A 23,794-nucleotide genomic window follows, 5' to 3' on the forward strand; every position below is an offset into this window, starting at 1 on the left:
ACCGGGCGTACGGCGCGCGACGGCATGCGCTCGCTCATCGCCCTGGAGGACACCCTGCACGGAGCCGCGCACCCGGCCGTGCCCACCGGCTTCGCCTTCGCCGAGCTGGCCGGCCCCGGCTCCCTGAGTGGGGTGCTCAGCGCGCTCGGCTTCGCACGTACCGGGACACATGCCACGAAACCGGTCGAGCTGTGGGAGCAGGGCGGGGCGCGGCTGCTGCTCAACGCCACCGGCAGCGACACCGGTGGGGACCCCGCGCTGGTCGCCATCGGTCTCGACAGCCCTGACCCCGGCGCGGCGGTCAAGCACGCCGAGTCGCTGCTGTCACCGGTGCTGCCACGCGAGCGCGCGCCCAGGGAAGCACGCCTGGACGCCGTCGCCGCCCCCGACGGCACCCAGATCTTCTTCTGCGACACGGCCTGGCTCGACGACTTCGGCCGCTCCGGGCCGGTTCCCGGTGAGATCACCCGGATCGACCATGTGGCGCTGACGCAGCCGTGGCACCAGTTCGACGAGGCGGAGTTGTTCTACCGCAGCGTGCTCGGGCTGAGCCCGCAGGAGAGCCTGGAGGTGCCCGACCCGTACGGGCTGCTGCGCAGCAAGGCCATGGCGGACCCCGACGGGCGCGTACGGATGGTCATCAACCTCGCCCAGGTCGGCACGGAAGACCTCCCGTGGCAGCATGTCGCGCTGGCCTGCGACGACATCGTGGCCATCGCCCGCCGCCTGCGCGCCGAGCACCCGGACCTGCTGCTGCCCATCCCCGCCAACTACTACGACGACCTCGAGGCCCGCCACGACGACGTCGATCCCGAGCTGAGGGAGCTGGGCGTGCTGTACGACCGCGACGAGCACGGCGAGTTCCGGCACCTGTACACCGTCACCGTAGGACGCGTCTTCTTCGAGATCGTCCAGCGTACGGGCGGATATCAGGGGTACGGCGCCGCGAACGCCCCCATCCGCCTCGCCGTTCAGCACGCCGGGCATCACTGAGCTGAGCGCGACGGCAGGCGGAAGAGCGTGTGCAGCGCGCGCAGGGCGTCACGGTCGCCGGTCGCCGAAGCGGCGTGGCTCTCGAGCGCGCCGGCGAGCGTGACCGTGCCCGCCGCGATGTCGCGGAAGGTCTGATCGTCAGTCGTGATGGTCACATCGGGGTACTGAGCCGGCCCGTGGACCGTCTCCAGGGTGCCGTCATGAACGCGGGCGTGGAAGGTCTCGTCACCCACGCGGAACTCGTAGATCGCGCGTAGCCCGGCGGCGGCTTCGGCCTGGAAACAGGCTTGCAGGCCGAGCACGGCCCAGCCGGGATGGAAGGACTCCTCGTCGCGGGGATCCTCCATCGCCCACTTCAGACCCCAGCGGGCCAGGTCCAGCACCACCGGGCCGAGCTCCTCGCCGGCCTGGGTCAGGGCGTAGGCCGGTGTGCGCGCCGGCGGGGGAAGCGTGACCTTGTGCACCAGTCCGTGGCGTTCCAGGCTCTTCATCCTGGACGCCAGGAGGCCGGTGCCCAGGCCACGCAGGTTGTTCTGCAGGTCGCCGAAGCGTTTGGGGCCGGTGAGCAGCTCGCGGATCAGGAGCAGCGTCCAGCGCTCGCCGACGATGTCGAGGGTGCGCGCGGTCGCGCAATACTGGTTGTAGCTCCGCTCCACCTCAATATCTTAATGCCCGGGCTTCTCGTTTCCGTAGTCACGGTGGTCGGCGACCTGGAGGAGGAGCCGGGCGAGCGCCTCGGGATCGCTGAGCATCACGTTGTGGGGACCGTCCAGAGGGATCGACCGGTAGCCCAGCTCGTCGGCGAACCGGTTGAAGGGGTACGTCAGGGGGCGGCAGTAGATGCCTGTCCCGGGGATCTTGTCGACCGCTCCCGTCAAACGGGTCGGCTCCGTGAAGGTCCGCAGCGGTTGGGGCGTCAGCCGGTCGGCGAGCCAGGCGGCATCCGCCGGGTCGGTGATGCCGTACGCGCCCGGGGGAGGAGCCGGCACCGTCGTACCGCCTCCGCGGGCCTCGGCGGCGGTACGCATCGCCGTCACGAAGGAATCGGGCGTCAGGTCGAACAGGCTGGATCCGTCGCCACCCGCCCATCCGTCCACCAGCACGACCTGGGTGACCAGGTGCGGCCGGAGGTCGGCGGCCTGCCGGACCACCAGGCCGGCGTAACTGTGCCCAACCAGAACCACGTCATCCGCCGACCGGTCGGCCAGGGCATCGAGAACCGCGGCGACCTCGTCGGCGTGCCGGTGCAGTCCGGTGTCGCCGTCGAGGGTGAGGGCGGGCGTGACGGTGTGCGCGCCGGCTTGCTGCAGCAGCGGAGTGACACGGTCCCAGGCCCACGGGCCATGCCAGGCACCGGGAACGAGCACGAAAACGGTCATGAGAGTTCTCCGTCGAAAGTCTCTAGTTCCTCTTTTTGAAGTATAAGGTACTGAATCGAAAAGTCACATGGGTGATGTCGCGGCACGCTGAAGAGGACGTTCCGTCAGAACGCCTGTCCGGTGGAACGGGGCTATGAGGGTGTAGGGCGGGCGCCGTCGAGGCGGTCGTGAATGGCGCGGCGGGCGCGGTCGTAGGCGTCGGCCTGGTTGAGTAGCCTGCGCGCGTAGTTGGCCTGCAGCACCGCACCGTGGAACTCGAACAGGAGCTGCTCGACGTCGATGTCCGGCCTGAGCTCGCCGAGGCGGCAGGCCAGCCGGATCTGCTTCACCAGCACGTCCGACCCGGACAGCGCCACCTCGATGATCGCGTCGCGGACGGGCCCGTCCCGCCCGTCGAACTCGGGCGCGACCGTGCAGAAGAAACAGCCGCCGTCGAACGTGCCCAGGTAGTCGATCCACGCGTCCGCCAGGGCCCGCACGCGAGGCAGGCCGTCCTCGGCGCGCATCGGCGAGCCCGTCGTGCGCGCCGCCATCGACGCCGGCTGCCACTACGTCGACACCTCGGCCGAGCAGCTCTTCGTCAAGCATGTCTTCGACACGTGCGCCGAGGACGCGGAACGCGCCGGAGTCGCCGTCGTACCGGCCCTGGGCTACGACATCCTCCCAGGCGACATGATCGCGCACCTGGCGGGGGAGCGGGTCGAGCCTCTGGCGGAGCTGACCATCGCCTACCAGGTGAGCGAGTTCGACATGACGCGCGGCACCATCCGCTCGGCGCTGGAGATGATGCACGACGGCGACCTCGTCTACGAGGACGGCGCCTGGGCCCCCGGCGGAATCCCGGCCAGGCGTACCTCCTTCCGCTATCCCGGGGACGCACGTGAGGCCCCCACGATGCGGTGGCCCGGCGCCGAGATCGTCACCGTCCCCCGCCACGTGCGCACCAGCAGGGCCGAGGTCATCATCGACATGGCGGCCTTCACCCCGGAGGTGGCCGCCCTCCTGCAGACGCCACCCGACGCGCTCAACGCGGTCATCGACGCCCTGCCGGAAGGGCCGTCGCCCGAACGGCGGCCGGCCGCGGGCTTCACGATCGTCGCCGAGGCGGCAGGCGGTGACGGACGCCAGGCCACAGGAGTCGTACGGGGCACGGACATCTACGGCAGCACAGCCGTGATCGCCGTCGAAGGGGTACGCCGGCTTCTCGCCGACGGCGCCAAGGGTGGGGTGCTCAGCCCCGCGCAGGCCTTCGACCCGGCCGGCTTCCTGGACCACCTCGCCCCGTACGGGGTCACGTGGGAGGTCACCGCCGCGAACTGACGGAGACCGGGGGCTTGAGTCCGGCCGGACGGCCGGGTCAGCGGCCGGCGAGCTCGGCGAAGATGTCCACCACTTCAGGCCGGTCGAACGGGCCGACATGGGACGCCGCGACGCTTCGCACGTCGGTCAGGTTGTGCGGAGTGAGGCGGTCGGCCTCGTGGATGAACCGGTCCTGCAGCGCCAGGGGAATCAGCCGATCGCGGGTGAAGCGCACGTACGTCCGGGGAATGCGGCCCCAGGTGTGCGCTTCGCCCCGGGCTTCGGCCATGGGAATGGTGGCGGACTCGTCCGGTTCGAGCATGTTGAGCAGCCGGCTCACCTCCTCGTCGGTGAAGTCGCCGGCCAGACACTGCTTGACGGCGTCGAACACCGACGGGTCGGCCGAGCGCCAGTTGAGCCGGTTCACCCCCAGGACCGCTGGATCGGCGACCTTGATCGCCTCCACCAGGGGGAGCAGGCTCTCACTGTTCTCCGGCGTGGAGAGATAGGCGGCCATGTTCGGCAGGTCCACACAGCAGTACGCCGCGACATAGACCACCCGTTCGAGCAGGTCCGGGATGGCGTTGCCGACCCTGCTCACGGTGACGCCGCCCTGACTGGCGCCGGCGAGGATGACCGGCCCGTGGCGGCGGGCGCGGCGCACCACCTCCACGACGCGCTCGACGTAGTCGTCGATGGTGATCTTGGCGAGCGGCGACGGCTCGGTCGCCAGCGCCTCGAGGTCCTGCGGGGCCTGGTACGCACGGGGGTAGAACGCTTCGTTGCCGTGTCCCGGGAGGTCGACGGCCACGCTGCGGTGCCCGCGCAGCGTGAGCTCGCTCATCAGTCCCGAGGTCCAGGCCGACGACGAGTTGGTGCCGTGGACGAACACCAGGGTCGGCGGCCGCCGATCGGCGACGGTGCTTGCTGCTTCGTGGTGGGTTGTCATCGACGTTCTCTCCTTGTTCCTGTCTGCTGGTTGAGCTCTCGTACGTCGCGGTCAACGGCCCGGCGGGCGCCACATCGGCCACAGGAGCGGGCTGTCGTCCACCCGGACGGGTTCGCCGAGATCCTCGAATCCGTGCCGCAGGTAGAGGGCCCGGCTCCGGGCCGAACTCGCCTCCAGGTACGCGCCGAGCCCGTCGGCGTCCGCTCGCGCCAGCCGGTGCCGCAGCATCGCCGAGCCGAGCCCGCCGCCCTGCCGTCCGCTCACCACGCCCATGCACGGGAGGTAGAGGTGCGGTTCGCGATCGGGGCGCCGTGGAGCCAGCGCCTCTCCGAGAGCCCGCAGCCGCCCGCCGTTCTCACCGAAGACCGTGGCCGCGCTCTCCTCGGGCGCGTCCGGAGGCTCCTCATGGGGCGACTGGCCCGCGGCCGACGTCAGCCACACCGACGCGCCCTCGCGCCGGCCCGCCAGATATGCCTCGCCCTGGGGATGGGTGAGCAGGGGGCGGTAGAAGTGCGACAGGAGACGACCTCGCTCACCTGCCTGGGGGAAGAGCCAGCAGGCGAGGGGATCGTTCATGAACGCCTCGGTGAGGACGTCCACCACCGCCTGCTGATCTTCGGCATCCGCCCGTCGAACGGATGCGTATGGTGTATCAACTGCCATGCGTACACCGTATCGACACTCGCAAGGACATGGGCGTTATTTGTGGCTTTTCGCAGCAAGAAGTGAACTAGTACGGCAAAATAGTGAACTAGTACATTGGCCGCAGGGCTTGAGGTGTTCCAGCGACTTCCGTATATTCGTTTTCGAATATACGGAAGCGAGGATCGGTGGCGAAGCGGCGAAAGGTCGGGAATCTGATGGCGCTCGCCGTGCTGGCGGCGCTGACAGAACGGCCGATGCATCCCTACGAGATGGCCTCGGTCCTGCGCGCCCACGGCAAGGACCAGGACATGAAGATCAAATGGGGATCGTTCTACTCGGTCGTGCAGAGCCTGGCCCGACATGAGCTGATCGAGGCCGTCGAGAGCGGACGGCAGGGCGGACGGCCGGAGCGGACGATCTACCGGATCACCGGGGCCGGCCGCCGGGAACTGCAGGACTGGGAGCGTGAGCTGGTCTCCACGCCGGAGCGTGAGCACTCCAGGTTCAAGGCCGCCCTGTCGGTGCTGGGCGTCCTCACCCCCGAGGAGGCGGTCACCCTGCTTCAGCGACGGCTGGAACTGCTGCAGGAGCAGATCGCCGATCAGCGGGAGACGCTTTCAGATCATCTCCGGAAAACTCCTCGCCTGTTCCTGATCGAGGACGAGTACGAGCTGGCCCTGCGCGAGACGGAGCTGGCCTGGGTCCGGGATCTGCTCGGCGAGCTCACCACCGGTACGTTCCCCGACCTGGCCGCCTGGCGAGCCCACCACGCCGACACCACTCCATGAAACCCCTGGCGGGCTGCGCCAACAGCCCGCCAGGGACCTTCCCACCGAGACCCGCGGTCCCTAAGCGAGAAGGCAGCAACCCCAAGGATACGCGGGTCTCCCGTCCCCAAGGAGAACCCCTTGAGCAACAAGATCAACGAGTTGACCATGACGTCCGCCGACGGCACCGCCATCGGCTACTACCAGGTGGGCCGCGGTCCCGGCCTGGTCATCTCCCACGGCGGCATGGGATCGGCCTACAACCACATCCAGCAGGCCCAGGCCCTGGCCGACACGTACACCGTCTACCTGCCCGACCGCCGCGGGCGTGGCATGAGCGGACCCTACCGTCCCGGCCACGGCATCCAGCAGGACGTGGCGGACCTGGAGGCGGTCATCGCCAGGACCGGCGCCCGCTACCTGTTCGGCCTCAGCGTCGGCGGCACCGTCGCCCTGCAGGCCGCGCTGACGCTGCCCGACGCCATCGACAGGCTCGCCGTCTACGAACCCGGCGCGTTCACCGCTCCCACCGCCTGGCTGGCCAGGTTCGAGCGCGAACTCGCCACAGGCAGGACGGCCGCCGCCCTGGTCACCGCCCTCAAGGACGCCCAAATGGGCCCTGCCTTCATACGGGCCATGCCGCGCTGGCTGCTGGAGTGGGGAAGCGAGCAGGGGATGCGAAGGGAGGAGCGCAACGGATCCGGCCGGTACGTGCCGATGCGCGCCCTGGCGCCGACCCTCTTGCAGGATGTCGGAGTACTCATCGAGATGGAGGAACGGCTGGAAGACTTCCGCGCAATGCGTGCCGAGGTCCTCCTGCTCGGCGGCTCCAGGAGCGTCCCGTACCAGAAGGCGTCTCTGGCAGCGCTGGAGCGCGTGCTGCCACGAGTCAGGCGGGTGGAGTTCGCCGGCCTGGGCCACGGGGCGCCCTGGAATGCCGACCGCGGCGGCCGGCCGGAACGGGTGGTGCAAGAGCTGCGGCGCTTCTTCACCCCTTGACCGCCGGTCGTCCGGCAGATTCGTCCTGGCGTCTCCTCGCAGGATCTCGACGCGAGGAGACGTCGTGCGAGCGGCGACGAGCGTCTACAGCGTGCCGCCGACCAGCAGGGCGAGGTCGATGAGGCGGTTGGAGTAGCCCCACTCGTTGTCGTACCAGCCGACGACCTTGACCTGCGAGCCGAGCACCCGGGTGAGCTGGGCGTCGAAGACGCAGGAGGCGGGGTCGGTGACGATGTCGGTGCTGACGATGGGCGCCTCGGTGTAGGTCAGCAGCCCCTTGTACGGCCCCGCGGCGGCCTCGGCGTACGCCTCCTTGACCTCCTGCACGGTGGTCGGGCGGCGCGTGGTGACAGTCAGGTCGGTGACCGAGCCGGTCGGGACGGGCACCCGCAGGGCGAAGGCGTCGAGCCGGCCCTGGAGCTCGGGCAGGACCAGGCCGATGGCCTTGGCGGCGCCGCTGGAGGTGGGCACGATGTTGAGCGCCGCCGCGCGGGCACGGCGCAGGTCCTTGTGCGGGGCGTCCTGGAGGTTCTGGTCCTGGGTGTACGCGTGGACGGTGGTCATCATGCCGGAGTCGATGCCGACCGCGTCGTGCAGCACCTTGGCCAGCACCCCCAGGCAGTTGGTGGTGCAGGAGGCGTTGGAGATGATCGTGTGGCGCTCCGGGTCGTAGGCGTCGTCGTTCACGCCGAGCACGATCGTGACGTCCTCGCCGCTCGCGGGGGCGGCGATGATGACCTTCTTCGCACCGCCGTCCACGTGGGCGCGGGCCTTGGCGGCGCTGGTGAAGATGCCGGTGGACTCGATCACCACGTCCACGCCCAGCTCGCCCCACGGCAGGTCGGCGGGGTCGCGTTCGGCCAGCACCTTGACCGTGGCGTCGCCGGCGCGGATCGCGCCGGGCTCGGCGACGACCTCGCCGGGGAAACGGCCCAGGATCGAGTCGTAGGCCAGCAGATGGGCCATGGTCGCTACGTCGCCGAGGTCGTTGACCGCGACGATCTCCAGATCGGCGCCCCGGGCGGCGGTAGCGCGGAAGACGTTGCGCCCGATCCGCCCGAAGCCATTGATACCAACACGAACAGTCATATGTGTCTCCTCTCGTGGCCTACATCATAAGCATCTTATATAAATTTTCGATGTATATTCGGGGAGTGGACGACCTTCCCGATGACGACGACCTGGACGTGGACGCCTTCGCCACGGCCATCGAGAGCTTCAACCGCTTCTACATCCGCCTCCCCACGCTGGAGAAGCTGTCGTTCACGACGCTGTCGGTGCTGGACACCCTCGCCTTCGGCGGCGGCCCGATGCGGCTGACCGGCCTGACCAGGACCGAGCAGGTCAGTCAGCCGGCCATCACGCAGCTGGTCACCCGGCTCGAGCGCGACGGGCTGGTGGAGCGCCGTCCCGACCCGAGTGACGGGCGCGCGGTCCTCATCCACATCACCGAGGCGGGCCGCCGGATCGGCCGCTCCCGCCACGACGACCGGATGCGCCACCTGGCCCCGCTGGTCGCCCAGCTCACCGCCGAGCAGCGCCGGGCGATCGCCGGCGCGCTGCCCGCCCTGACCCGCCTCGCCGAACTCGGGCGCGGGTCCGCCAAGAAGGCGGACTCATAGGCCGGCCTCGGCGTACTGCGCGACGCCGTCGCCGAACGACCAGTCGATCGGCTGGTTCTCGCTGATCGTGACGAACACGTTGCGCGGCTCGGTGCCCGCGTACTCCTCGGCGAGCTCGGCGATCCTGCGGTAGAGAGCCTGCTTCTGCTCCGCCGTGCGGCCCGAGCGCATCGTGATGGCGACGAACACGAGGTCGTCGTCGCGGTGTACGCCGAGGTAGCCGGCGTCGTAGCGGATCATGCGGTGTGTGCCGTCGTGGCCGGTGAGCACCTGGAACCTGTCGTCCGGCGGGATGCCGATGGCGTCGACCAGGGCATCGTGTACGGCCCGGCCCAGGGCGTCCAGCCGCTTCTCGTCTGCACGGAGCGCATCGATGCGAACAAAGGGCATTATTTCGTCCTTTCTAAGGATTTTTCCGTACGATCCCGGCCCTCAGCGGGCGCGGCCGACGAGCAGGCCGAGCGCGCCGTCAACGGCCTGCGCGTACACCTCCGCGTCACCGGCGGCGCGGGCCAGCACGTAGCCGCCCTGCAGCACGGCGACGAGTGCGGTGGCGGTGGCCGCCGGGTCGAGTGAGGTGTCCAGCTCGCCCTGTGACTGCGCGTCCGCGAGGACGCCGGCGAGCCGGTTGCGCAGCCAGGCGAACGTCTGCTCGACCGGGCGGCGCAGCTCGGGATCGGCCATCACGTCCGGGTCCTGCGTGAGGCGGCCCACCGGGCAGCCCCGCAGGGCGTCCCGCTCCCGGCGCAGGTAGGCGGTGATCCGCTGGAGCGGGGTCCCGGAGCCGGAGAGCTCCGCCTCCGCGCGGACACGCATGTCGTCGGCGCTGCGGGCGATCGCGGCCAGCGCCAGGTCGGGCTTGCCGCGGAAGTGGTGGTACATGCTGCCCTGGCCCGCGCCGGACCGCTGCTGGATGGCCTTCGGCGAGGTGCCCACGTACCCGCGCTCCCACAGCAGCTCTCGGGTGCTCTCGATCAGCCGTTCTCTCATGTCCACGGTCGCGAGCGTACATACTAGTAGGTACAGAAGCAACCCCGAAGCCTTCCTGCGGCTCCGGCGCCAAGAGGTCAGCGCGCCCTGGTGAGTGCGTCGAGCAGCCCTGGGAACGCCTCCTCCATGTCGGCGCGGCGCAGCGTGTTCATCCGCGAGGTCCCGACGTAGTACTGCCGGATCAGGCCCGCTTCGCGCAGCACGTTGAAGTGGTGGGTGGCGGTGGACTTGCTGACCGGTATGTCGAAATCGCCGCACTTGATGTCCTCGCCGGCGGCGTCGAGCTGCGTGACGATGCTCCGGCGTACCGGATCGACGAGGGCCTCCAGCACCTGCTGGAGCTCGAACTGTGACACCTCGGGGTGTGGCGGCGTGCGTCCCATGGGCCCCATAGTACGACAGCCATCGAAGTTTGACAGCGATCGTACTTATGCGCTTGAGTAAGTCGCGTTCACAGCGAGCGAAGGATGGTTGGCATGGCGAGGACCGTGCGGTTCCACGAGATCGGTGGGCCCGAGGTGATGCGGCTGGAGGACGTGGAGACAGGCGAGCCGGGGCCGGGGGAGGTGCGGCTCCGGGTGGACGCGATCGGGATCAATCGGGCAGAGGCCCTGTTCCGGAGCGGCCGGTACATCGAGCCGGTCAAGCACCTGCCCGCCGGGCTCGGCTCAGAGGCCGCCGGTGTGATCGAGGCGGTCGGACCGGGGGTGGCCGGTTTCGAGGCGGGGCAGGCGGTCAGCGTCGTGCCGTCCTTCTCGTACAACGACTACGCCATGTACGCCGAACGGGCGATCGCGCCGGCGTCCGCGCTCCTGCACCGCCCCGACGGGGTGGACGCCGTCTCCGGCGCCTCGGTGTGGATGCCCTATCTCACCGCGTACGGCGCGATGGTGGAGGTGGGCGGGATGCGGGCCGGTGACGTGGCGGTGCTGAACGCGGCCTCCAGCAGCGTCGGCCTGGCCGCGATCCACACGGCCGACCGCGTGGGCGCCACGCCGATCGCCGTCACCCGCACCCGCGCCAAGCGGCAGCGGCTGCTCGAGGAGGGCGCCGCCGAGGTGATCGTCTCTGACGAGGAGGACGTGGCGGGACGGGTGCTGGCGCTGACCGGCGGCAGAGGCGCCGAGTACGTCTTCGACGCCGTCGCCGGTCCTGGCGTGGCGGACCTCGCCAGGGCCGTGGCCGCCGACGGGACGCTGTTCCTGTGGGGCGGGCAGAGCGGGCAGCCGACGCCCTATCCGGGGTTCGAACTGGGCATGCCCGCGCTCAACATGCGCACGTACACGGTGCATGAGATCACCAGGAACGCCGAGCGGATGCGCCGCGCCGCGGCGTTCGTCGCGTCGGGCCTGCGTACCGGGGCCTTCCGTTCCGTGGTGGACCGCCTGTTCCCGCTGGAGGAGATCGTGCAGGCGCACCGGCACATGGAGTCCAACACCCAGTTCGGCAAGATCGTGGTCACCGTGGACCACTGACACGGGCGCGGCTCACGCGTCGCTCGGACCGGGTCTCCAGCCGGTCCTCTGAGCCCACGCGTCAGCACGTCGCACAATGTCCCAGACGTACAGGTCCTTGGCGGCGACGTACTTCTGCCGCCGGCGTCCTGAACGCGTCGAGCGGGTCGAACGAGCGCACCGCGATCTGGATGTCGATCACCGGCTTGGCTGCCAGGCCGGGAACCGGCGGGCTACCTGGCTATCAGCACTTCGAGTGCCACCGGTTCGACGAAACACCCGCTCGGATCGGCCGCCAGCAGAGCGTCGGTGATCTCTTGCTCGAAGGCGGGCCGCCGATCGCCGAGCAGCCGCCGCAGCGGGAGCGAAGTCGAGTAGAGGTAGCCGATGATCCGGTCCGTGGTCCACGACCGTTCGAACTCGTGGACCACCCGGGTGACGTCCCGGAACGCCGAATCAGCCAGCACCGCTCCGTGCGGCCTGGCCTGCGTCCCGGCACCGGCCTGGGGGAGCGGTCCTATGAAACGGTGCTGCACTTCTTCGATGGCGTGCTGCCACGGCACGACCGCGCGCGCCAGGCAGCCGTCGTTGGCGATCACCACGCCGCCGCCGTCCTCCACCATGCCGGCCAGCGCGCCCAGCACCTGCTCACGATCCATCCAGTGGAACGAGCGCCCCATGGTCACCAGCCGGAACCGCCCCAGCGTGCCCGGCAGGTCCGCTGAACTGCCGCGCACCCACGTCACATTGCCGGCCTCACTCGCGAGCGCCTGCCGCGCGGCCTCGGCGAGCATGTCCGGCTCAGGATCGACACCGACCGCCTCCGCGACATGCCCGGCAAGCGGAATGGCCAGCTGGCCGGTGCCGCAGCCCAGGTCGAGCAGGCGTCCCGAGCCGTCGAGCCCGAAGCGCCGGACCAGATCGTCGAAGAAGACCTTCGGATAGCCCGGACGAAACCGCGCGTAGAACACACCTGTCCCGGCAAAGAGTCCGCCATTCGACACGCCGCCACACTACCCACGTGATCGCAGCGACGCCTGGACCGGCCCTCGCCCCGATCTGCTCAGGCGACCTTGGAAGAGCTCGCCGTCCAGGTGTTGCAGGCGCCCGGCTTGCCGGCCCGGTAGCCCTTCTCGAGCCAGTAGAGGCGGTTGGCGGACTTGGCGTGGAACCTGTTCTTCCAGAACTCCGGGATCTTGATCACGGGCTTCCAGTCCTCGACCTTCCGCCCGAGCGCCTTGGCCGACACGCCCGCGAAGCAGTCGATCTGCAGGTAGTACCGGCGGTTCTGCTCGTTCATGAGGGGTCCCGACGCGTCGTTCTCCAGGCCCCACCAGGCTTCCCCGATGCCGGTCTGTCCGGTCACGACCGCGCTCCACGTCCTCACGATGGACGTGAACACCGTGAGATCCTGCTTGGCCTTGATCCAGTCGTCGGCCACGCGGACCCGGATGGCCGTGCCGCAGATCTCGGAGAACGAGCCGGAGACGTCCAGGCCGGTGGAGCACGACTGCTTGTCGTCCGCGTCCTTGAACGCCACCTCCACAGGGACGAAGTCCTTGATGGCCGGCTTCCACGCCGTGTTCAGGCAGCCGACGAGCTTGGTGATGTATTTCCTGGTCGACGCGCTGCTCGTGCCCTTGTCCAGCGCGCAGGCGACCTTGGGCAGTCTGGCCGCCTTGTAGAGCTCATTGTGGGTCAGCTCGGGGGCGCCCTTGACCGGCTCGGCGAGCGCCGTACCGGAAAGGAGCGCCAGTCCGGCGGCCGTCCCGGCTAATAAGCGAATGATCATAAGGCCGGATCCTAGCCGATTGGAGCTCATGCCAAATTTTAAGTCGATTGCAATTTTGCAGTGGAGTGTGGTTTCCTCTACGGCATGTCTTCACCCGTCATCCACGCCCGGGGCCTCACCCGGACGTTCCAGCTGAAGAGCGGAACGGTGCACGCCGTACGCGGCATCGACCTCACCGTGGCGCCCGGTGAGATCCTCGGTTTCCTCGGACCCAACGGCGCCGGCAAGACCACCACGCTTCGCATGCTCGTCACCCTTCTCCCGCCCACCGGCGGGTCGGTCCAGATCGCCGGGCATGACCTGCTGCGCGATCCGGCGGGCGTGCGGCGCCGCATCGGGTACGTCGCCCAGTCCGGCGGCCTCGATCCCGCGTGCGGCGTACGAGAGGAACTCATCACGCAGGGCCGGCTGCACCGGCTGTCCAAGAGCGAGGCGTGCGAGCGGGCCGAGGAGCTGGCCGGCGACCTGGCGCTGCTCGACCTGATGGACCGGCCCACCGCCGCTCTGTCCGGCGGGCAGCGCCGGCGCCTGGAGATCGCGCTCGGCCTGGTCAACCGGCCGCAGGTGCTCTTTCTCGACGAGCCCACCACGGGGCTCGACCCGGGCAGCCGCGCGGAGCTGTGGGACCTGGTCCGGCGCATCCGTGCCGAGCACGGAACCACGGTGTTCCTGACCACCCATTACCTGGACGAAGCGGACGTGCTCGCCGACCGCATCGTGGTCGTGGACGCCGGCGCGATCGTCGCCGAAGGCACTCCCGCCGACCTCAAGAGCCGCTTCACCGGAGATCCCGCCGCGAGCCTCCAAGACGCCTTCCTGTCCATCACCGGCCGCGCCGCCACCAGCGACGAGCCCATCGCCATCTGAACCACCCGAAAGACTCGACAACCATGACTCTGCTCGGCGACACCTCCGTCATCTTCGGCCGCTACCTGCGCGCCACGCTCCGCTCCAAGACCAACCTGTTCTTCGGCATGCTGCAGCCGCTGCTGTTCCTGGCGCTGTTCGGGCCCCTGCTGACCCGGTTCGACCTCGGGATCGGCGGCTCGTCCTGGCAGGCGCTGGTGCCCGGCGTGCTGGTCCAGCTCGCCCTGCTCGGCGGCTCCTTCGTCGGCCTGGGCCTGCTGATGGACCGCAACCTCGGCGTGATCGACCGCATGCGGGTCACCCCCGTGCGCCCGCTTGCCCTGCTGCTGGGCCGCGTGCTGCGTGACGTCGTCCAACTGCTGACTCAGTCCGTCCTGCTCGTGCTCCTCGGCCTGGCCTTCGGGCTGCGTGCGCCGCTGGCCGGAATCGTGATCGGGCTGCTGTTCGTCGGCGTGCTCGCGGCCGCTCTGTCGGCGCTGTCGTACGGGCTGGCCATGAACGTCGCCACGCCGCCGGAGTTCGCCGCCATCGCGAACACGGCCGGCATGCCGCTCATGCTGCTGTCCGGCCTGCTGCTCCCGATGAGCCTCGCCCCCGGCTGGCTGGACGGCCTGTCGCGCGTGGTGCCCTTCCGCTACACCGTCGATGCAGTACGCGAGGCTTTCCTCGGCCACTACACCGACACCACCGTCATGATCGGCGCCGCCGTCACGCTCGTCCTGACCGCGCTCTGCCTGCTCGCGGGCGCCCGCCTGTTCCAGCGCCCAGGCGCCTGAACCGTGCTGTTATCGTCCATCGCATGACCGAACTGATCGCTCCCACGGAACGGCTGCATTCCTCGTGGCTCGCAGCGCGCGACGAGTGGCCGCCTGGTGCTCACCAGGACGGAGCCGGCTTGCGTCTGGTCGATGAGGATGACCTCGACAGTCCGGAAGTGTTCGCCTCATGGGTCGAGCGACTGCACCAGCAGTCAGACCCGTCGCTGCCTGTCGGCGAAGAACGCGTCCACGCCACCCACTGGTGGATCGTCGACGGCGAGACCTACCTCGGAGCCATCGACCTTCGGCACTATCTGAACGACTTTCTGCTGGAAGTCGGCGGACACATCGGCTACAGCATCCGGCCTTCCGCCAGAAGACAAGGACTGGCCACGTGGGCGCTTGGAGCGGTTCTGCGCAAAGCGCCGGGGCTCGGTCTGGACCGAGTCCTTCTCATCTGTGACGACAGCAACGTCGGTTCGGCCCGCGCCATCGAAAGAAACGGCGGTGTCCTGGAAGATGTGCGCAGCACCGAAATCGGGATCAAGCGCCGCTACTGGATCGCTCTCGATGACGATTCGTCGACGGCGGCGACGAGGACGGTCACCTCGTAGCGGACGGCAAGTTCGTCGTCCGCGCGGCCAAGGGAGTGGCGCTCGTTCGGGGGTAACAGCCTTACCTCCTTCGCTGCCGTCACCGTGCTTACCCTGGGGTTATGGGCCAGATCGACGTTCGTGCGGAAGTACGTGAGTTTCTCAGTTCGCGGCGGGCGCGGATCACTCCCGAGCAGGCGGGGCTGCCTGCCTACGGCGGCAACCGTCGTGTCCAGGGGCTGCGGCGGGAGGAGGTCGCGATGCTGGCCGGGGTCTCCATCGACTACTACGTCCGCATGGAGCGGGGGAACCTGTCCGGTGCCTCCGACAGTGTGCTGGACGCCCTGGCCCGCGCTCTGCAGCTGGACGAGGCCGAGCGGGAGCACCTGTTCACCCTGGCCCGGGCCGCCGGCCCGGGCCAGACCCGCCGCCGTACGCCGCCGGCCACGGTGCGGCCCGTGATCCAGCAGGTGCTGGATGCCATCACCGACGCGCCGGCCTGGGTACGCAACGGCCGCCACGACATCGTCGCCATGAACCGGCTGGCGCGCGCCCTGTACGCACCCGTTCTGGCTGATCCGCGCCGCCCGGCGAACACCACCCGCTTCATCTACCTCGACCCGGCCGCGCGCGCGTTCTTCGTCGACTGGGACCGCATCGCCAACGACGCCGCCGCCATGCTGCGGCTGGAGGCGGGCCGTAACCCGCACGACCGGGCGCTGATCGAGCTGGTCGGTGAGCTCTCGACCCGAAGCGAGATCTTCCGGCAGCGCTGGGCCTCCCACGACGTGCAGTTCCACCGCAGCGGCCGCAAACGGCTGCACCATCCGGTGGTCGGCCGGCTCGAGCTGGACTTCGAATCGATGGAGCTGCCCTCCGAGCCCGGCCTGACCCTCAACGTCTACACCGCCACCCCCGACAGCCCCGCCGCCGACGCGCTCAAGATGCTCGCCAGCTGGGCCGCCACCCAGGACCTCCTGACCTGACCGGCGCATCCCCGGCTGGGGGGTTCTGCCATTACCTGTAACGGCAGGCCCTGCCGCATGCCGGCACGCGGCTGTTTGATGGAGCGTGACAGGCCGCCTGGACCAGAAAGGTGATCATGAAGCACACCACACTGAGAGACCTGGACGTCTCCCGCATCGGCCTGGGCGCGATGGGCATGTCCTTCGGCTACACCGGCGCCGGCAGCGACGACGCCGAGTCCATCCGCACCATCCACCGCGCGCTCGAGCTGGGCGTCACCTTCCTCGACACCGCCGAGGTCTACGGCCCGTACGCCAACGAGGAGCTCGTCGGCAAGGCCCTGAAGGGCCGCCGCGACCTGGTCGTCGTGGCGACCAAGTTCGGCATGATCTCGCACACCGGCCGCGGCCCCGGCCGCCTCGACAGCAGCCCGGCCGGCATCCGCACCGCCGTGGAGGGCTCGCTCAAGCGCCTGGGCACGGAGTACATCGACCTGTACTACCAGCACCGCGTCGACCCGGACACCCCGATCGAGGACACCGTCGCCACCCTGGCCGAACTCGTGCAGCAGGGCAAGATCCGGCACATCGGCCTGTCCGAGGCCGGGCCGGAGACGATCCGCCGCGCCCACGCCGTGCACCCGGTCGCCGCCGTGCAGTCGGAGTACTCGCTGTGGACCCGGGACGTCGAGGAGCGGGTGCTGCCGGTGCTGCGCGAGCTGGGCATCGGCTTCGTGCCGTACTCGCCGCTCGGGCACGGCTTCCTCACCGGCGCGATCCGCTCGCCCGAGGAGTTCGACGACACCGACTGGCGCAGGACCAGCCCGCGCTTCATGGGCGAGAACTTCCGGCGCAACCTCGCCCTCGCCGACGAGGTGCAGGCCATCGCCGCCGAGGCGGGCCTCACCCCGGCGCAGGTCGCGCTGGCCTGGCTGCTGGCCAAGGGCGAGCACATCGCCCCCATCCCCGGCACCAAGCGGGTCGCCCGCGTCGAGGAGAACGTCGCCGCCGACGCCGTCGAACTGAGTGCCGAGCAGCTCGCCAAGCTCGACAACCTGCCCCCGGCCGCCGGCGAGGACCACAACGAGGAGCAGATGCGGATGATCCAACGCTGAGGACCGGCCGGCCTGGCGGGGTCGCCTCCTCGCCACCCGGACGCGGCCTCACGCCTGTGGACCGAGTGCCGTCCCGCCGGCCGACCCCGAGGCCCGGCTGGACGTCGTGATGGCCGCCTTCATCCAGCTCACCCTCGACTGGGAACCGCAACTGCGCACCTCGCTGCGCCTGTCCCTGCACCCCGACACCGGCCGGCCGCCTCTGCGCGGCGGGCGGGCCATCGGCTGGATCGGAGACGCCCTGACCCCGCTCGCCCACACCCACCCCGGCCTCGACCTGCACCGGCTGGCCGTGACCATACGCTCGGCCACCGGCATCGCGTCGCTGATCTGGCTCACCGACATCGCCGGACTCACCCGCCGGCAAGCGGCCGACACCATGCGCTGGTCGGCCCGCGCCCTGCTCACCGCGGCCCTCGACGAACACCGGCCTCGGGGCCAGGTCAGCGATCAGCGGATTCCCACCACACCAGATGGGCGGCCGCCTGCGCCACCGGCTCGATGATCTCCCACCCCTCGGCGATCAGACCGTCGTCGAGCCGCCAGATGTCGACGACCGCGATCCCCGGCTCCGCGCCGGGAAGCCAGCGCCGCGAGTGCATCACGACATGATCACCGTCGGCCAGCACGTGATGGATCTCGACCCGCATGTCGGCGAGCGGGACGAGCGCGGTGCGTACGGCGGCGAGCCATTCCGCCTTGGTCGACGAGGTCGAATCCGGCCGGTGATGGACGAAGTCATCGCTCAGCAACGGCGCCAGCGCTTCGACGTCGCCTGTTCCGACCAGTTCCGTCAGGGCGCGTTGGACGATGCTCTTGTTCTCTGCAGTCATGGAGGCAGTGTTTCCGCCGTCGCGACGGTTGTCGATGAACTCCCATTTCATGGCGTACGGCGCCACGAGGAGTAGCATCGGCGATCATGTACACGGTGGGGGAGCTGCTGCGGCAGTGGCGGCATCGCCGGCGGATCAGCCAACTCGATCTCGCGATCGCCGCCGACGTCTCAGCCCGTCACGTCAGCCTGGTGGAGACCGGCAAGTCGAAACCGAGCGCCGACATGGTCCTCCGGCTCGCGGATCAGCTCGGTGTGCCGCTGCGTGAGCGCAACCGGCTGTTGCTCGCCGCCGGCTTCGCACCCCGGTACGCCGAGCGGCCGCTCGACGGGGACACGCTGTCGGCGGCCTGGGGCGCGGTCGAAAGGGTGCTCCGCGCGCACGAGCCGTTCCCGGCGCTGGTCATCGATCGCCGGTGGAACATCGTGATGACCAATCGCGCTCTCGACCCGTTCCTCGCGGACGTCGCCCCCGAGCTGCTGAAGCCGCCGATCAACATGGTGCGGCTGGGACTGGACCCGCGCGGGCTCGCTCCACACATCGTCAATCTGGCCGAGGTGCGGGGGGTGCTCCGTACCCGCATCACGCGTCAGCTCGCCACTGCTCCCGACCCCGAGCTCACCGCGCTCTACGAGGAGCTGCTGGCGCCCTACTCCGACGACGCGAGCCACCCGATCGAGTCCGAGGTCGTGATCCCGATGATCTTCTGCTTCGGCGGGCGAGAAGTGCGGCTGTTCTCGACCACCACCACGTTCGGCACGCCGATGGACATCACGCTGGACGAGGTCGCGATCGAGTCGTACTACCCGGCGGACGAGGAGAGCGCCGCCTACTTCACCAAGCCCGACGCCGACGCCCGAGCCGGCGCGGTAATCACGCCGTGAAGGAGCCGGAGCCTCGGACATCCCGACCGGCGAGTGGCTGGGCTCAGCTTCCGGCGGGCACCGCCCCGCGCTCGCGAAGGAGCGCGGGGCGACGGAAGCCGGCGATGGACTCGCCGGCGTCGCAGGCTGGTGCGGGCAACGCTACGGCAGGGCGGGCACGGCCGGCGCGGTGTTGGTCCAGCCCGCCTCGAGCACGGTCTGGGTGGTGGTCTTGTTGAGGAACAGCTTGCCGTCGATCGTGCTCGTGTGGTTCTCGGACAGCAGAAGCATCGTGCTGGTGTCGACGATCAGATCGGTCTTGCTCGTGAACGTCTTGCCCGTCTGAACGGCATCCGGGCGCTCGATCGAGAGGGCCGCGCCGGCTCTGCCCATGCTGTCCTTGGTCTCTCCCCGCGAACGGACACCGGGCATCGTCAGCAAGAGCTGGTAGGCCGCGGCGCGGACGTTCTTGGGCGCCGGAAGCTGATAGAGCAGCCCCGGCAGCGCCCCGGTGACGTACGAGTCCACGTTGTTCTCCTTGACCCGTGAGACCCGCGCGGCCTCCGCCAGCCAGGACTTCAACGCGTTCGGGTCCGCGGGCAGTCGCTGGACCTCGTCGTACGTCAGCTGCTGGTCGGCCAGGAAGAACTTGTCGTTGTTGCCACGTACGGGCCCGACGTGGCCCTTGTCCGGCTCGGTCGACAGCTTCACGACCTGGCCGTCGGCCGTGCGGGTCCACTTGGCCGGCGAGCCGTCGCGGCGCCACGCCTTCCGGTCCGCCTCGCTCTTCGGGTACGCCCCCGCCTTCCGGTATCCGAACCAGGCCTTGCCGTCGGGTGCGGTCCATTCCTCGCTGAGATCCTGCTCCTCCACCCAGTAGCGATTCGCGCCGCTGCCCATTTGGCGGGGACTGGTGCGCTTGAACAGCACCCTCGTATGCCAGTAGGCGCCTTCCGGCGGAGCCGACGCGGCGGCCGCGAGCCGCGTCTCCGGTGCCTTCACGACGCTCGGCAGGCCCAGCAGGGCGGCGGTGCCCACGGCGGCCAGGCCGGCCCCTACGGCGATCAGCGGCCGGGCCGGTGCTGTCGCGAGCTTCATCTGTTTCCTCCAGAGGTCCGAAGTGATGTCCACCAATACGCCTGGGCGCCTCACAAGGTTGCCTGCGGCACTCGGGCAACTGTTGGAGGATCCAAGGCGTATTAGGAGGCGTGAAACGGGACAGACACACGTGAGCGGCGCGGAGCACGACTTCGGCGCATTCGTGGCCGCAAGGGCCACGACCCTGCTGCGGGTCGCCTATCTCGCCTGCGGGAACGAGGCGGAGGCGGAGGACCTGCTGCAGACAGCGCTGGAGCGTACCTACAGGAACTGGGACAGGGTGCGGCACGACAGCCCCGAGCCCTATGTGCGCCGCGTCATCATCAACACCGCCATCAGCCGGGCCCGCCGCCGGGCGATCCTGAGCATCATCCCGATGCGCATCCTGCCGGAGAGGGCGGCGCGCTCGACCGACGTCGATCTGCGCCACCTGCTCATGGACGCGCTGCGCGACCTGCCTCCCCGGCAGCGCGCCGTGGTCGTCCTGCGGTACTGGGAGGACCTCAGCGAGGCGCAGACCGCGGAGGTGCTCGGCTGCACGGTCGGCACGGTGAAGAGCCAGACGTCGAAGGCCATGGCCAAGCTGCGTGCAGCGCTCGGCGAGACATCCGTGGAAGGAGTGATCGGCAATGCCCACGCTTGAGGAAAGGCTCCGCCAGGTCATGGCGGACGAGACCGCGCGGCTGCACGCCGCGCCGGACCTGGTGGACCGGGTCGTCCGGTCCACCAGGCGGAAGAGGACGCGGGGCAGGGTCGCGGCCCTGGCCACGTCGGTGGCCGTCATCGCGGCAGGCCCCCTCTACCTGACAGCGGCCCCGGGCGCCATGCAGACGCCCACCGTCTCGGAGACGCCGGCCGTCTCCGAGACACCGGATCCGCCCGCCATCGACGACACCCCGCCTGTGCCGTCCGATCCCCCCAGCCTCGGGGACCTGGGCGACGGGAAGACGCTCAAGCACGTCAAGGTGGGTTACCTGCCCGAGGGCCTGAAGTGGTCCCACTGGTCGGTGGACTACGGCGACAGCTACTCGACCTCGTGGAACTTCGACGGCGACAAGAACGGCTTCTACTGCGTGCAGATCTTCGTGTACGAGGGTGAGGCCGTCCAGCAGGTCGACGAGCGCGTGCAGGCGCATCGCGACGAGGGGGAGGGCGAAGAGGTGACCGTCGGCGACCGGACCGGCTACGCGGTCATCGCGAACGTCGGCGAGGACGGCATGGCGGGCACCCCCACGCTCATCCTGAACATGGGGGAGCAGCGGCGGGCCGAGATCATGTTCAGCCCTGCGTACGTGAAGAAATTCCCCAACGCCAAGGCCGTCGAACGCGAGCTCACCAAGATCGCCGAAGGGCTCACCGCCGACAACTAGGACCTTCTGCCTGCTCACTCTGTGACATATCCATCACGATGGGTAACAACACTGCGGGCATCCAGTGCTGTCGCGCGAGTGGTAGATCGGGCCGGCTGGGCGTCGGGGGCCGTCCAGCCGGTCCGATCTACGAGGGGAGATCTGATGAAGGGGTACGACGTCGAGGGGCCGGCGCTCGAACTCGGCGCCCTGGTGCGTGAGGACGGCACCGCCGACCCCTCCGAACAGATCCGGATCGGCCTGAGCACGCTGAACCGGCACGGACTGGTGGCGGGGGCCACCGGAACGGGCAAGACGAAGACCCTTCAGCTCATGGCGGAGCAGCTCGCGGCCCAGGGCGTGCCGGTGTTCCTCGCCGACATCAAGGGCGACCTGTCGGGGCTGGCCTCGCCGGGCACGGCCGCCGATCGCGTCACCCGGCGTGCCGCCGAGGTCGGCCAGGCATGGCAGCCCGCGGCCTGTCCGGTGGAGTTCCTCTCCCTGGGCGGTCTGGGGGCCGGGGTTCCGATCCGCGCCACCATGACCGCCTTCGGGCCGACCCTGCTCGCCAAGGTCCTCGGGCTCAACGAGACGCAGGAGTCGTCGCTCGGACTGATCTTCTACTTCGCCGACAAGAACGGAATGCCGCTGCTGGACCTCAAGGACCTGATCGCGGTCATCCAGTATCTGACCGCCACACCTGAGGCGCTGAGCGGCATCGGCGGGCTGTCGGCGGCGACGGCGGGGGTCATCCTCCGGACGTTGACCAACTTCGAGGCGCAGGGGGCGGAGGCGTTCTTCGGCGAGCCGGAGTTCGACGTGCGCGACCTGCTCCGGGTGACGCCCGACGGCCACGGGATGATCTCCATCCTCGAGCTGCCCGCCGTGCAGGACCGGCCGCAGCTCTTCTCCACCTTCCTGATGTGGCTGCTCGCCGACCTCTTCCACGTGCTGCCCGAGGTGGGCGATGTCGACAAGCCGAAGCTCGTGTTCTTCTTCGACGAGGCGCATCTGCTGTTCGACGACGCGTCCAAGGCGTTCCTGCAGTCGATCACCCAGACCGTGCGGCTGATCCGGTCGAAGGGGGTGGGCGTGTTCTTCGTCACCCAGACGCCGAAGGACGTGCCGGGCGACGTGCTGGCCCAGCTCGGCGCGCGCGTTCAGCACGCCCTGCGCGCCTTCACCCCCCAGGACGCCAAGGCGCTCAAGGCCACCGTGTCGACCTTCCCCGAGTCCGCGTACGACCTGGAACGGCTGCTGACCGAACTCGGCACCGGCGAGGCCGTCGTCACGGTCCTGTCGGAGACGGGCGCGCCGACCCCGGTGGCCTGGACGCGCCTGCGCGCCCCTCAGACGCTCATGGCGCCGTCGAGCCCGGACGTGGTCCAGAGCGTCATCGGCGCCTCGCCGCTTCAGCAGAAGTACGGCACGGCGGTCGACCGCGAGTCGGCGTACGAGATTCTCTCCACGAAACTGTCCGACCAGCAGCGCCCTGAGACTCCCGCCGGCCCCGCTCCGGAGGCGCCGCGCGGGCCGGAGAGGCCCAGGGAGCGGGAGCCCGAACCGAAGCAGTCCGTGCTGGAGAGCGTGCTGGAGTCCAAGGAGTTCCGCTCGATGGCGCGGTCGGCGGCATCCGCTCTCGGCCGGGAGATCACCCGGTCCATCTTCGGCACCGCCCGCCGCGGGCGCCGCTGAGGCCACGCCGTCGGAGACCGCTACGCGATGTCGATGCCGGCCGTGCGCAGATGCGCCTCGACCAACTCGTCCAGCCGGGCCCAGGCCGGCTTCTGCTCTTGTCCGTGGTCTCTGAGCAGGCTGTATCGGATCGCGGCGTCGGTGCGGGCCTGGAGTCCGGCCGGGACGGGCAGCAGCGCGGGATGGGCGAGATAGTAGCCGGCCATGGCTGTGGCGAGTTCGTCGACCCGCGGGTCGTCCGGCTCCCACTCGGCGGCACGCCACATGCGCTTGATCAAGGAGACGTACCGAGGGTCGTCAAGGGCGCGCTCGACCTTGGCGACATAGTCGTCGAAGCCCTCCGGCACCAGTGCCCTGATCAGCACCAGGCCCTCGCGGGCCATCGTCACGTCGTCCGGGGTGAACCCGAGATCGGCGGCCACCCTGTCCAGCTTCGCGAGAACGCGGTCGGGCAGTAGGGCCCGGTCGCCGGTGGCGAGGCGGTGCAGCATGTCACGCCGCGCGATCAGATCGTCGATCCGATCATTGAGGCGCCGTTCGACGTCGACGAGTGCGGCACGGACGTGCGCCTCGAACGAGGCGGCCGCGGCCTCGATCGGCACCATGCCGGTCCAGGGGGAGGTCAAGGAGGTCACCCGTTCAGCGTGCAGCCTGACCTAAGGTCAAGGTCAATCCCCACGCGCAGCCCGGTGAATCAGCCCTGTCGTACCTTCAAGAAGTTGATCTACTTTGTAAAGGCGGCGGCGTAAACCGACGTCCAGGGACTCGG

At 69.5% G+C, this 23,794-nt stretch carries 31 protein-coding genes; 16 read left to right on the forward strand and 15 right to left on the reverse strand.

Features of this window, described 5'->3' with window-relative positions; genetic code table 11:
- Positions 1-993: VOC family protein (locus tag AB0J64_RS19290; protein WP_364028436.1), on the forward strand; the 993-nt coding region annotated here is incomplete at its 5' end.
- On the opposite strand, the gene AB0J64_RS19295 is transcribed toward AB0J64_RS19290, so the two are convergent.
- From AB0J64_RS19295 to AB0J64_RS19305, 3 genes are all read right to left on the reverse strand, one after another.
- Positions 987-1,649, reverse strand: coding sequence for a winged helix-turn-helix transcriptional regulator (locus AB0J64_RS19295; RefSeq protein WP_364028438.1), 663 nt, complete (start codon positions 1,647-1,649; stop codon positions 987-989). The two genes, AB0J64_RS19290 and AB0J64_RS19295, sit on opposite strands and share 7 nt — an antisense overlap.
- 9 nt (positions 1,650-1,658) lie before the next feature.
- Positions 1,659-2,372 carry an alpha/beta hydrolase family protein gene (locus AB0J64_RS19300; protein WP_364028440.1) on the reverse strand — a complete coding sequence of 238 codons (714 nt, stop codon included), beginning with the start codon at positions 2,370-2,372 and terminating at the stop codon, positions 1,659-1,661.
- Between the two features lie 131 nt (positions 2,373-2,503).
- Positions 2,504-2,905: a hypothetical protein gene (locus AB0J64_RS19305; RefSeq protein WP_364028442.1), complete on the reverse strand. Its 402-nt coding sequence runs from the start codon at positions 2,903-2,905 to the stop codon at positions 2,504-2,506.
- Between AB0J64_RS19305 and AB0J64_RS19310 the strand changes: the two genes are divergently transcribed.
- Positions 2,892-3,692, forward strand: coding sequence for a hypothetical protein (locus tag AB0J64_RS19310; RefSeq protein ID WP_364028444.1), 801 nt, complete (start codon positions 2,892-2,894; stop codon positions 3,690-3,692). The genes AB0J64_RS19305 and AB0J64_RS19310 overlap by 14 nt on opposite strands.
- 37 nt (positions 3,693-3,729) lie before the next feature.
- On the opposite strand, the gene AB0J64_RS19315 is transcribed toward AB0J64_RS19310, so the two are convergent.
- Both AB0J64_RS19315 and AB0J64_RS19320 read right to left on the reverse strand, forming a co-directional pair.
- Complete coding sequence (locus AB0J64_RS19315) at positions 3,730-4,620, reverse strand: alpha/beta hydrolase (RefSeq protein ID WP_364028446.1); 891 nt, start codon at positions 4,618-4,620, stop codon at positions 3,730-3,732.
- A gap of 51 nt (positions 4,621-4,671) precedes the next feature.
- Positions 4,672-5,283: a GNAT family N-acetyltransferase gene (locus AB0J64_RS19320; protein WP_364028448.1), complete on the reverse strand. Its 612-nt coding sequence runs from the start codon at positions 5,281-5,283 to the stop codon at positions 4,672-4,674.
- A 167-nt stretch (positions 5,284-5,450) separates the two neighbouring features.
- Here AB0J64_RS19320 and AB0J64_RS19325 point away from each other — a divergent pair, with 167 nt between their 5' ends.
- Complete coding sequence (locus AB0J64_RS19325; protein WP_364028450.1) at positions 5,451-6,053, forward strand: PadR family transcriptional regulator; 603 nt, start codon at positions 5,451-5,453, stop codon at positions 6,051-6,053.
- Positions 6,054-6,173: 120 nt separating this feature from the next.
- Positions 6,174-7,031: an alpha/beta hydrolase gene (locus AB0J64_RS19330; RefSeq protein ID WP_364028452.1), complete on the forward strand. Its 858-nt coding sequence runs from the start codon at positions 6,174-6,176 to the stop codon at positions 7,029-7,031.
- An 84-nt stretch (positions 7,032-7,115) separates the two neighbouring features.
- On the opposite strand, the gene gap is transcribed toward AB0J64_RS19330, so the two are convergent.
- Positions 7,116-8,120: a type I glyceraldehyde-3-phosphate dehydrogenase gene (gene gap, locus AB0J64_RS19335; protein ID WP_364028454.1), complete on the reverse strand. Its 1,005-nt coding sequence runs from the start codon at positions 8,118-8,120 to the stop codon at positions 7,116-7,118.
- 65 nt (positions 8,121-8,185) lie between these two features.
- Between gap and AB0J64_RS19340 the strand changes: the two genes are divergently transcribed.
- Positions 8,186-8,653 (forward strand): MarR family transcriptional regulator, encoded by a 468-nt coding sequence (locus tag AB0J64_RS19340; protein ID WP_364028456.1) that lies wholly within the window; start codon positions 8,186-8,188, stop codon positions 8,651-8,653.
- On the opposite strand, the gene AB0J64_RS19345 is transcribed toward AB0J64_RS19340, so the two are convergent.
- The 3 genes from AB0J64_RS19345 to AB0J64_RS19355 form a co-directional block, all read right to left on the reverse strand.
- Positions 8,648-9,043 carry a tautomerase family protein gene (locus AB0J64_RS19345; protein ID WP_357612352.1) on the reverse strand — a complete coding sequence of 132 codons (396 nt, stop codon included), beginning with the start codon at positions 9,041-9,043 and terminating at the stop codon, positions 8,648-8,650. The genes AB0J64_RS19340 and AB0J64_RS19345 overlap by 6 nt on opposite strands.
- 42 nt (positions 9,044-9,085) lie before the next feature.
- Complete coding sequence (locus AB0J64_RS19350; RefSeq protein ID WP_364028717.1) at positions 9,086-9,643, reverse strand: TetR/AcrR family transcriptional regulator; 558 nt, start codon at positions 9,641-9,643, stop codon at positions 9,086-9,088.
- A 77-nt stretch (positions 9,644-9,720) separates the two neighbouring features.
- Positions 9,721-10,026, reverse strand: a complete 306-nt coding sequence (locus tag AB0J64_RS19355) for a helix-turn-helix transcriptional regulator (RefSeq protein WP_364028458.1) — start codon at positions 10,024-10,026, stop codon at positions 9,721-9,723.
- Positions 10,027-10,119: 93 nt separating this feature from the next.
- Between AB0J64_RS19355 and AB0J64_RS19360 the strand changes: the two genes are divergently transcribed.
- Positions 10,120-11,118, forward strand: a complete 999-nt coding sequence (locus AB0J64_RS19360) for a zinc-dependent alcohol dehydrogenase family protein (RefSeq protein WP_364028460.1) — start codon at positions 10,120-10,122, stop codon at positions 11,116-11,118.
- 61 nt (positions 11,119-11,179) lie between these two features.
- On the opposite strand, the gene AB0J64_RS19365 is transcribed toward AB0J64_RS19360, so the two are convergent.
- Genes AB0J64_RS19365 through AB0J64_RS19375 form a run of 3 tightly spaced genes read right to left on the reverse strand, consistent with a single transcriptional unit; the run spans position 11,180 to position 12,889 of the window.
- Positions 11,180-11,299 carry a hypothetical protein gene (locus AB0J64_RS19365; protein WP_364028462.1) on the reverse strand — a complete coding sequence of 40 codons (120 nt, stop codon included), beginning with the start codon at positions 11,297-11,299 and terminating at the stop codon, positions 11,180-11,182.
- Positions 11,300-11,330: 31 nt separating this feature from the next.
- Entirely contained in the window at positions 11,331-12,101 is a 771-nt protein-coding gene (locus tag AB0J64_RS19370) for a class I SAM-dependent methyltransferase (protein ID WP_364028464.1), read from the reverse strand.
- A gap of 59 nt (positions 12,102-12,160) precedes the next feature.
- Positions 12,161-12,889: a hypothetical protein gene (locus tag AB0J64_RS19375; RefSeq protein ID WP_364028466.1), complete on the reverse strand. Its 729-nt coding sequence runs from the start codon at positions 12,887-12,889 to the stop codon at positions 12,161-12,163.
- Between the two features lie 84 nt (positions 12,890-12,973).
- On the opposite strand from AB0J64_RS19375, the gene AB0J64_RS19380 reads away from it, so the two are divergent.
- The 6 genes from AB0J64_RS19380 to AB0J64_RS19405 all read left to right on the forward strand — a co-directional run bounded on the left by AB0J64_RS19380 (position 12,974) and on the right by AB0J64_RS19405 (position 17,692).
- Entirely contained in the window at positions 12,974-13,756 is a 783-nt protein-coding gene (locus AB0J64_RS19380; protein WP_364028468.1) for an ATP-binding cassette domain-containing protein, read from the forward strand.
- A gap of 23 nt (positions 13,757-13,779) precedes the next feature.
- The gene (locus tag AB0J64_RS19385; RefSeq protein ID WP_364028470.1) at positions 13,780-14,532 is read left to right on the forward strand and encodes an ABC transporter permease; all 753 of its coding nucleotides are present in this window, start codon (positions 13,780-13,782) and stop codon (positions 14,530-14,532) included.
- A gap of 23 nt (positions 14,533-14,555) precedes the next feature.
- Positions 14,556-15,128, forward strand: a complete 573-nt coding sequence (locus AB0J64_RS19390; RefSeq protein ID WP_364028472.1) for a GNAT family N-acetyltransferase — start codon at positions 14,556-14,558, stop codon at positions 15,126-15,128.
- 110 nt (positions 15,129-15,238) lie between these two features.
- Positions 15,239-16,093 carry a helix-turn-helix transcriptional regulator gene (locus AB0J64_RS19395; RefSeq protein ID WP_364028719.1) on the forward strand — a complete coding sequence of 285 codons (855 nt, stop codon included), beginning with the start codon at positions 15,239-15,241 and terminating at the stop codon, positions 16,091-16,093.
- A 116-nt stretch (positions 16,094-16,209) separates the two neighbouring features.
- Positions 16,210-17,187: an aldo/keto reductase gene (locus tag AB0J64_RS19400; RefSeq protein ID WP_364028474.1), complete on the forward strand. Its 978-nt coding sequence runs from the start codon at positions 16,210-16,212 to the stop codon at positions 17,185-17,187.
- Between the two features lie 109 nt (positions 17,188-17,296).
- On the forward strand, positions 17,297-17,692 hold the full coding sequence (locus AB0J64_RS19405) for a hypothetical protein (protein ID WP_364028476.1): 396 nt from the start codon (positions 17,297-17,299) through the stop codon (positions 17,690-17,692).
- On the opposite strand, the gene AB0J64_RS19410 is transcribed toward AB0J64_RS19405, so the two are convergent.
- A complete protein-coding gene (locus AB0J64_RS19410; RefSeq protein WP_364028478.1) occupies positions 17,631-18,086 on the reverse strand; it encodes a nuclear transport factor 2 family protein in 456 nt (151 codons plus the stop codon). The two genes, AB0J64_RS19405 and AB0J64_RS19410, sit on opposite strands and share 62 nt — an antisense overlap.
- Positions 18,087-18,106: 20 nt before the next feature.
- Between AB0J64_RS19410 and AB0J64_RS19415 the strand changes: the two genes are divergently transcribed.
- Positions 18,107-18,904 carry a helix-turn-helix transcriptional regulator gene (locus AB0J64_RS19415; RefSeq protein ID WP_364028480.1) on the forward strand — a complete coding sequence of 266 codons (798 nt, stop codon included), beginning with the start codon at positions 18,107-18,109 and terminating at the stop codon, positions 18,902-18,904.
- Positions 18,905-19,045: 141 nt separating this feature from the next.
- On the opposite strand, the gene AB0J64_RS19420 is transcribed toward AB0J64_RS19415, so the two are convergent.
- Positions 19,046-19,981 (reverse strand): hypothetical protein, encoded by a 936-nt coding sequence (locus AB0J64_RS19420; protein ID WP_364028482.1) that lies wholly within the window; start codon positions 19,979-19,981, stop codon positions 19,046-19,048.
- 130 nt (positions 19,982-20,111) lie between these two features.
- Here AB0J64_RS19420 and AB0J64_RS19425 point away from each other — a divergent pair, with 130 nt between their 5' ends.
- The 3 genes from AB0J64_RS19425 to AB0J64_RS19435 all read left to right on the forward strand — a co-directional run bounded on the left by AB0J64_RS19425 (position 20,112) and on the right by AB0J64_RS19435 (position 23,025).
- On the forward strand, positions 20,112-20,624 hold the full coding sequence (locus AB0J64_RS19425) for a SigE family RNA polymerase sigma factor (protein ID WP_344987825.1): 513 nt from the start codon (positions 20,112-20,114) through the stop codon (positions 20,622-20,624).
- On the forward strand, positions 20,611-21,351 hold the full coding sequence (locus AB0J64_RS19430) for a hypothetical protein (protein WP_364028484.1): 741 nt from the start codon (positions 20,611-20,613) through the stop codon (positions 21,349-21,351). Before AB0J64_RS19425 ends, AB0J64_RS19430 begins: the two co-directional genes overlap by 14 nt.
- Positions 21,352-21,495: 144 nt before the next feature.
- Positions 21,496-23,025, forward strand: coding sequence for a helicase HerA-like domain-containing protein (locus tag AB0J64_RS19435; protein WP_364028486.1), 1,530 nt, complete (start codon positions 21,496-21,498; stop codon positions 23,023-23,025).
- Between the two features lie 20 nt (positions 23,026-23,045).
- Here AB0J64_RS19435 and AB0J64_RS19440 read toward each other — a convergent pair whose 3' ends face one another.
- On the reverse strand, positions 23,046-23,660 hold the full coding sequence (locus AB0J64_RS19440; RefSeq protein ID WP_364028488.1) for a hypothetical protein: 615 nt from the start codon (positions 23,658-23,660) through the stop codon (positions 23,046-23,048).
- Between the last annotated feature and the right edge of the window lie 134 nt (positions 23,661-23,794).

Origin of the sequence: Nonomuraea sp. NPDC049695 (genome assembly GCF_040674955.1) — a bacterium.
Taxonomy (GTDB): Bacteria; Actinomycetota; Actinomycetes; order Streptosporangiales; family Streptosporangiaceae; genus Nonomuraea; species Nonomuraea helvata.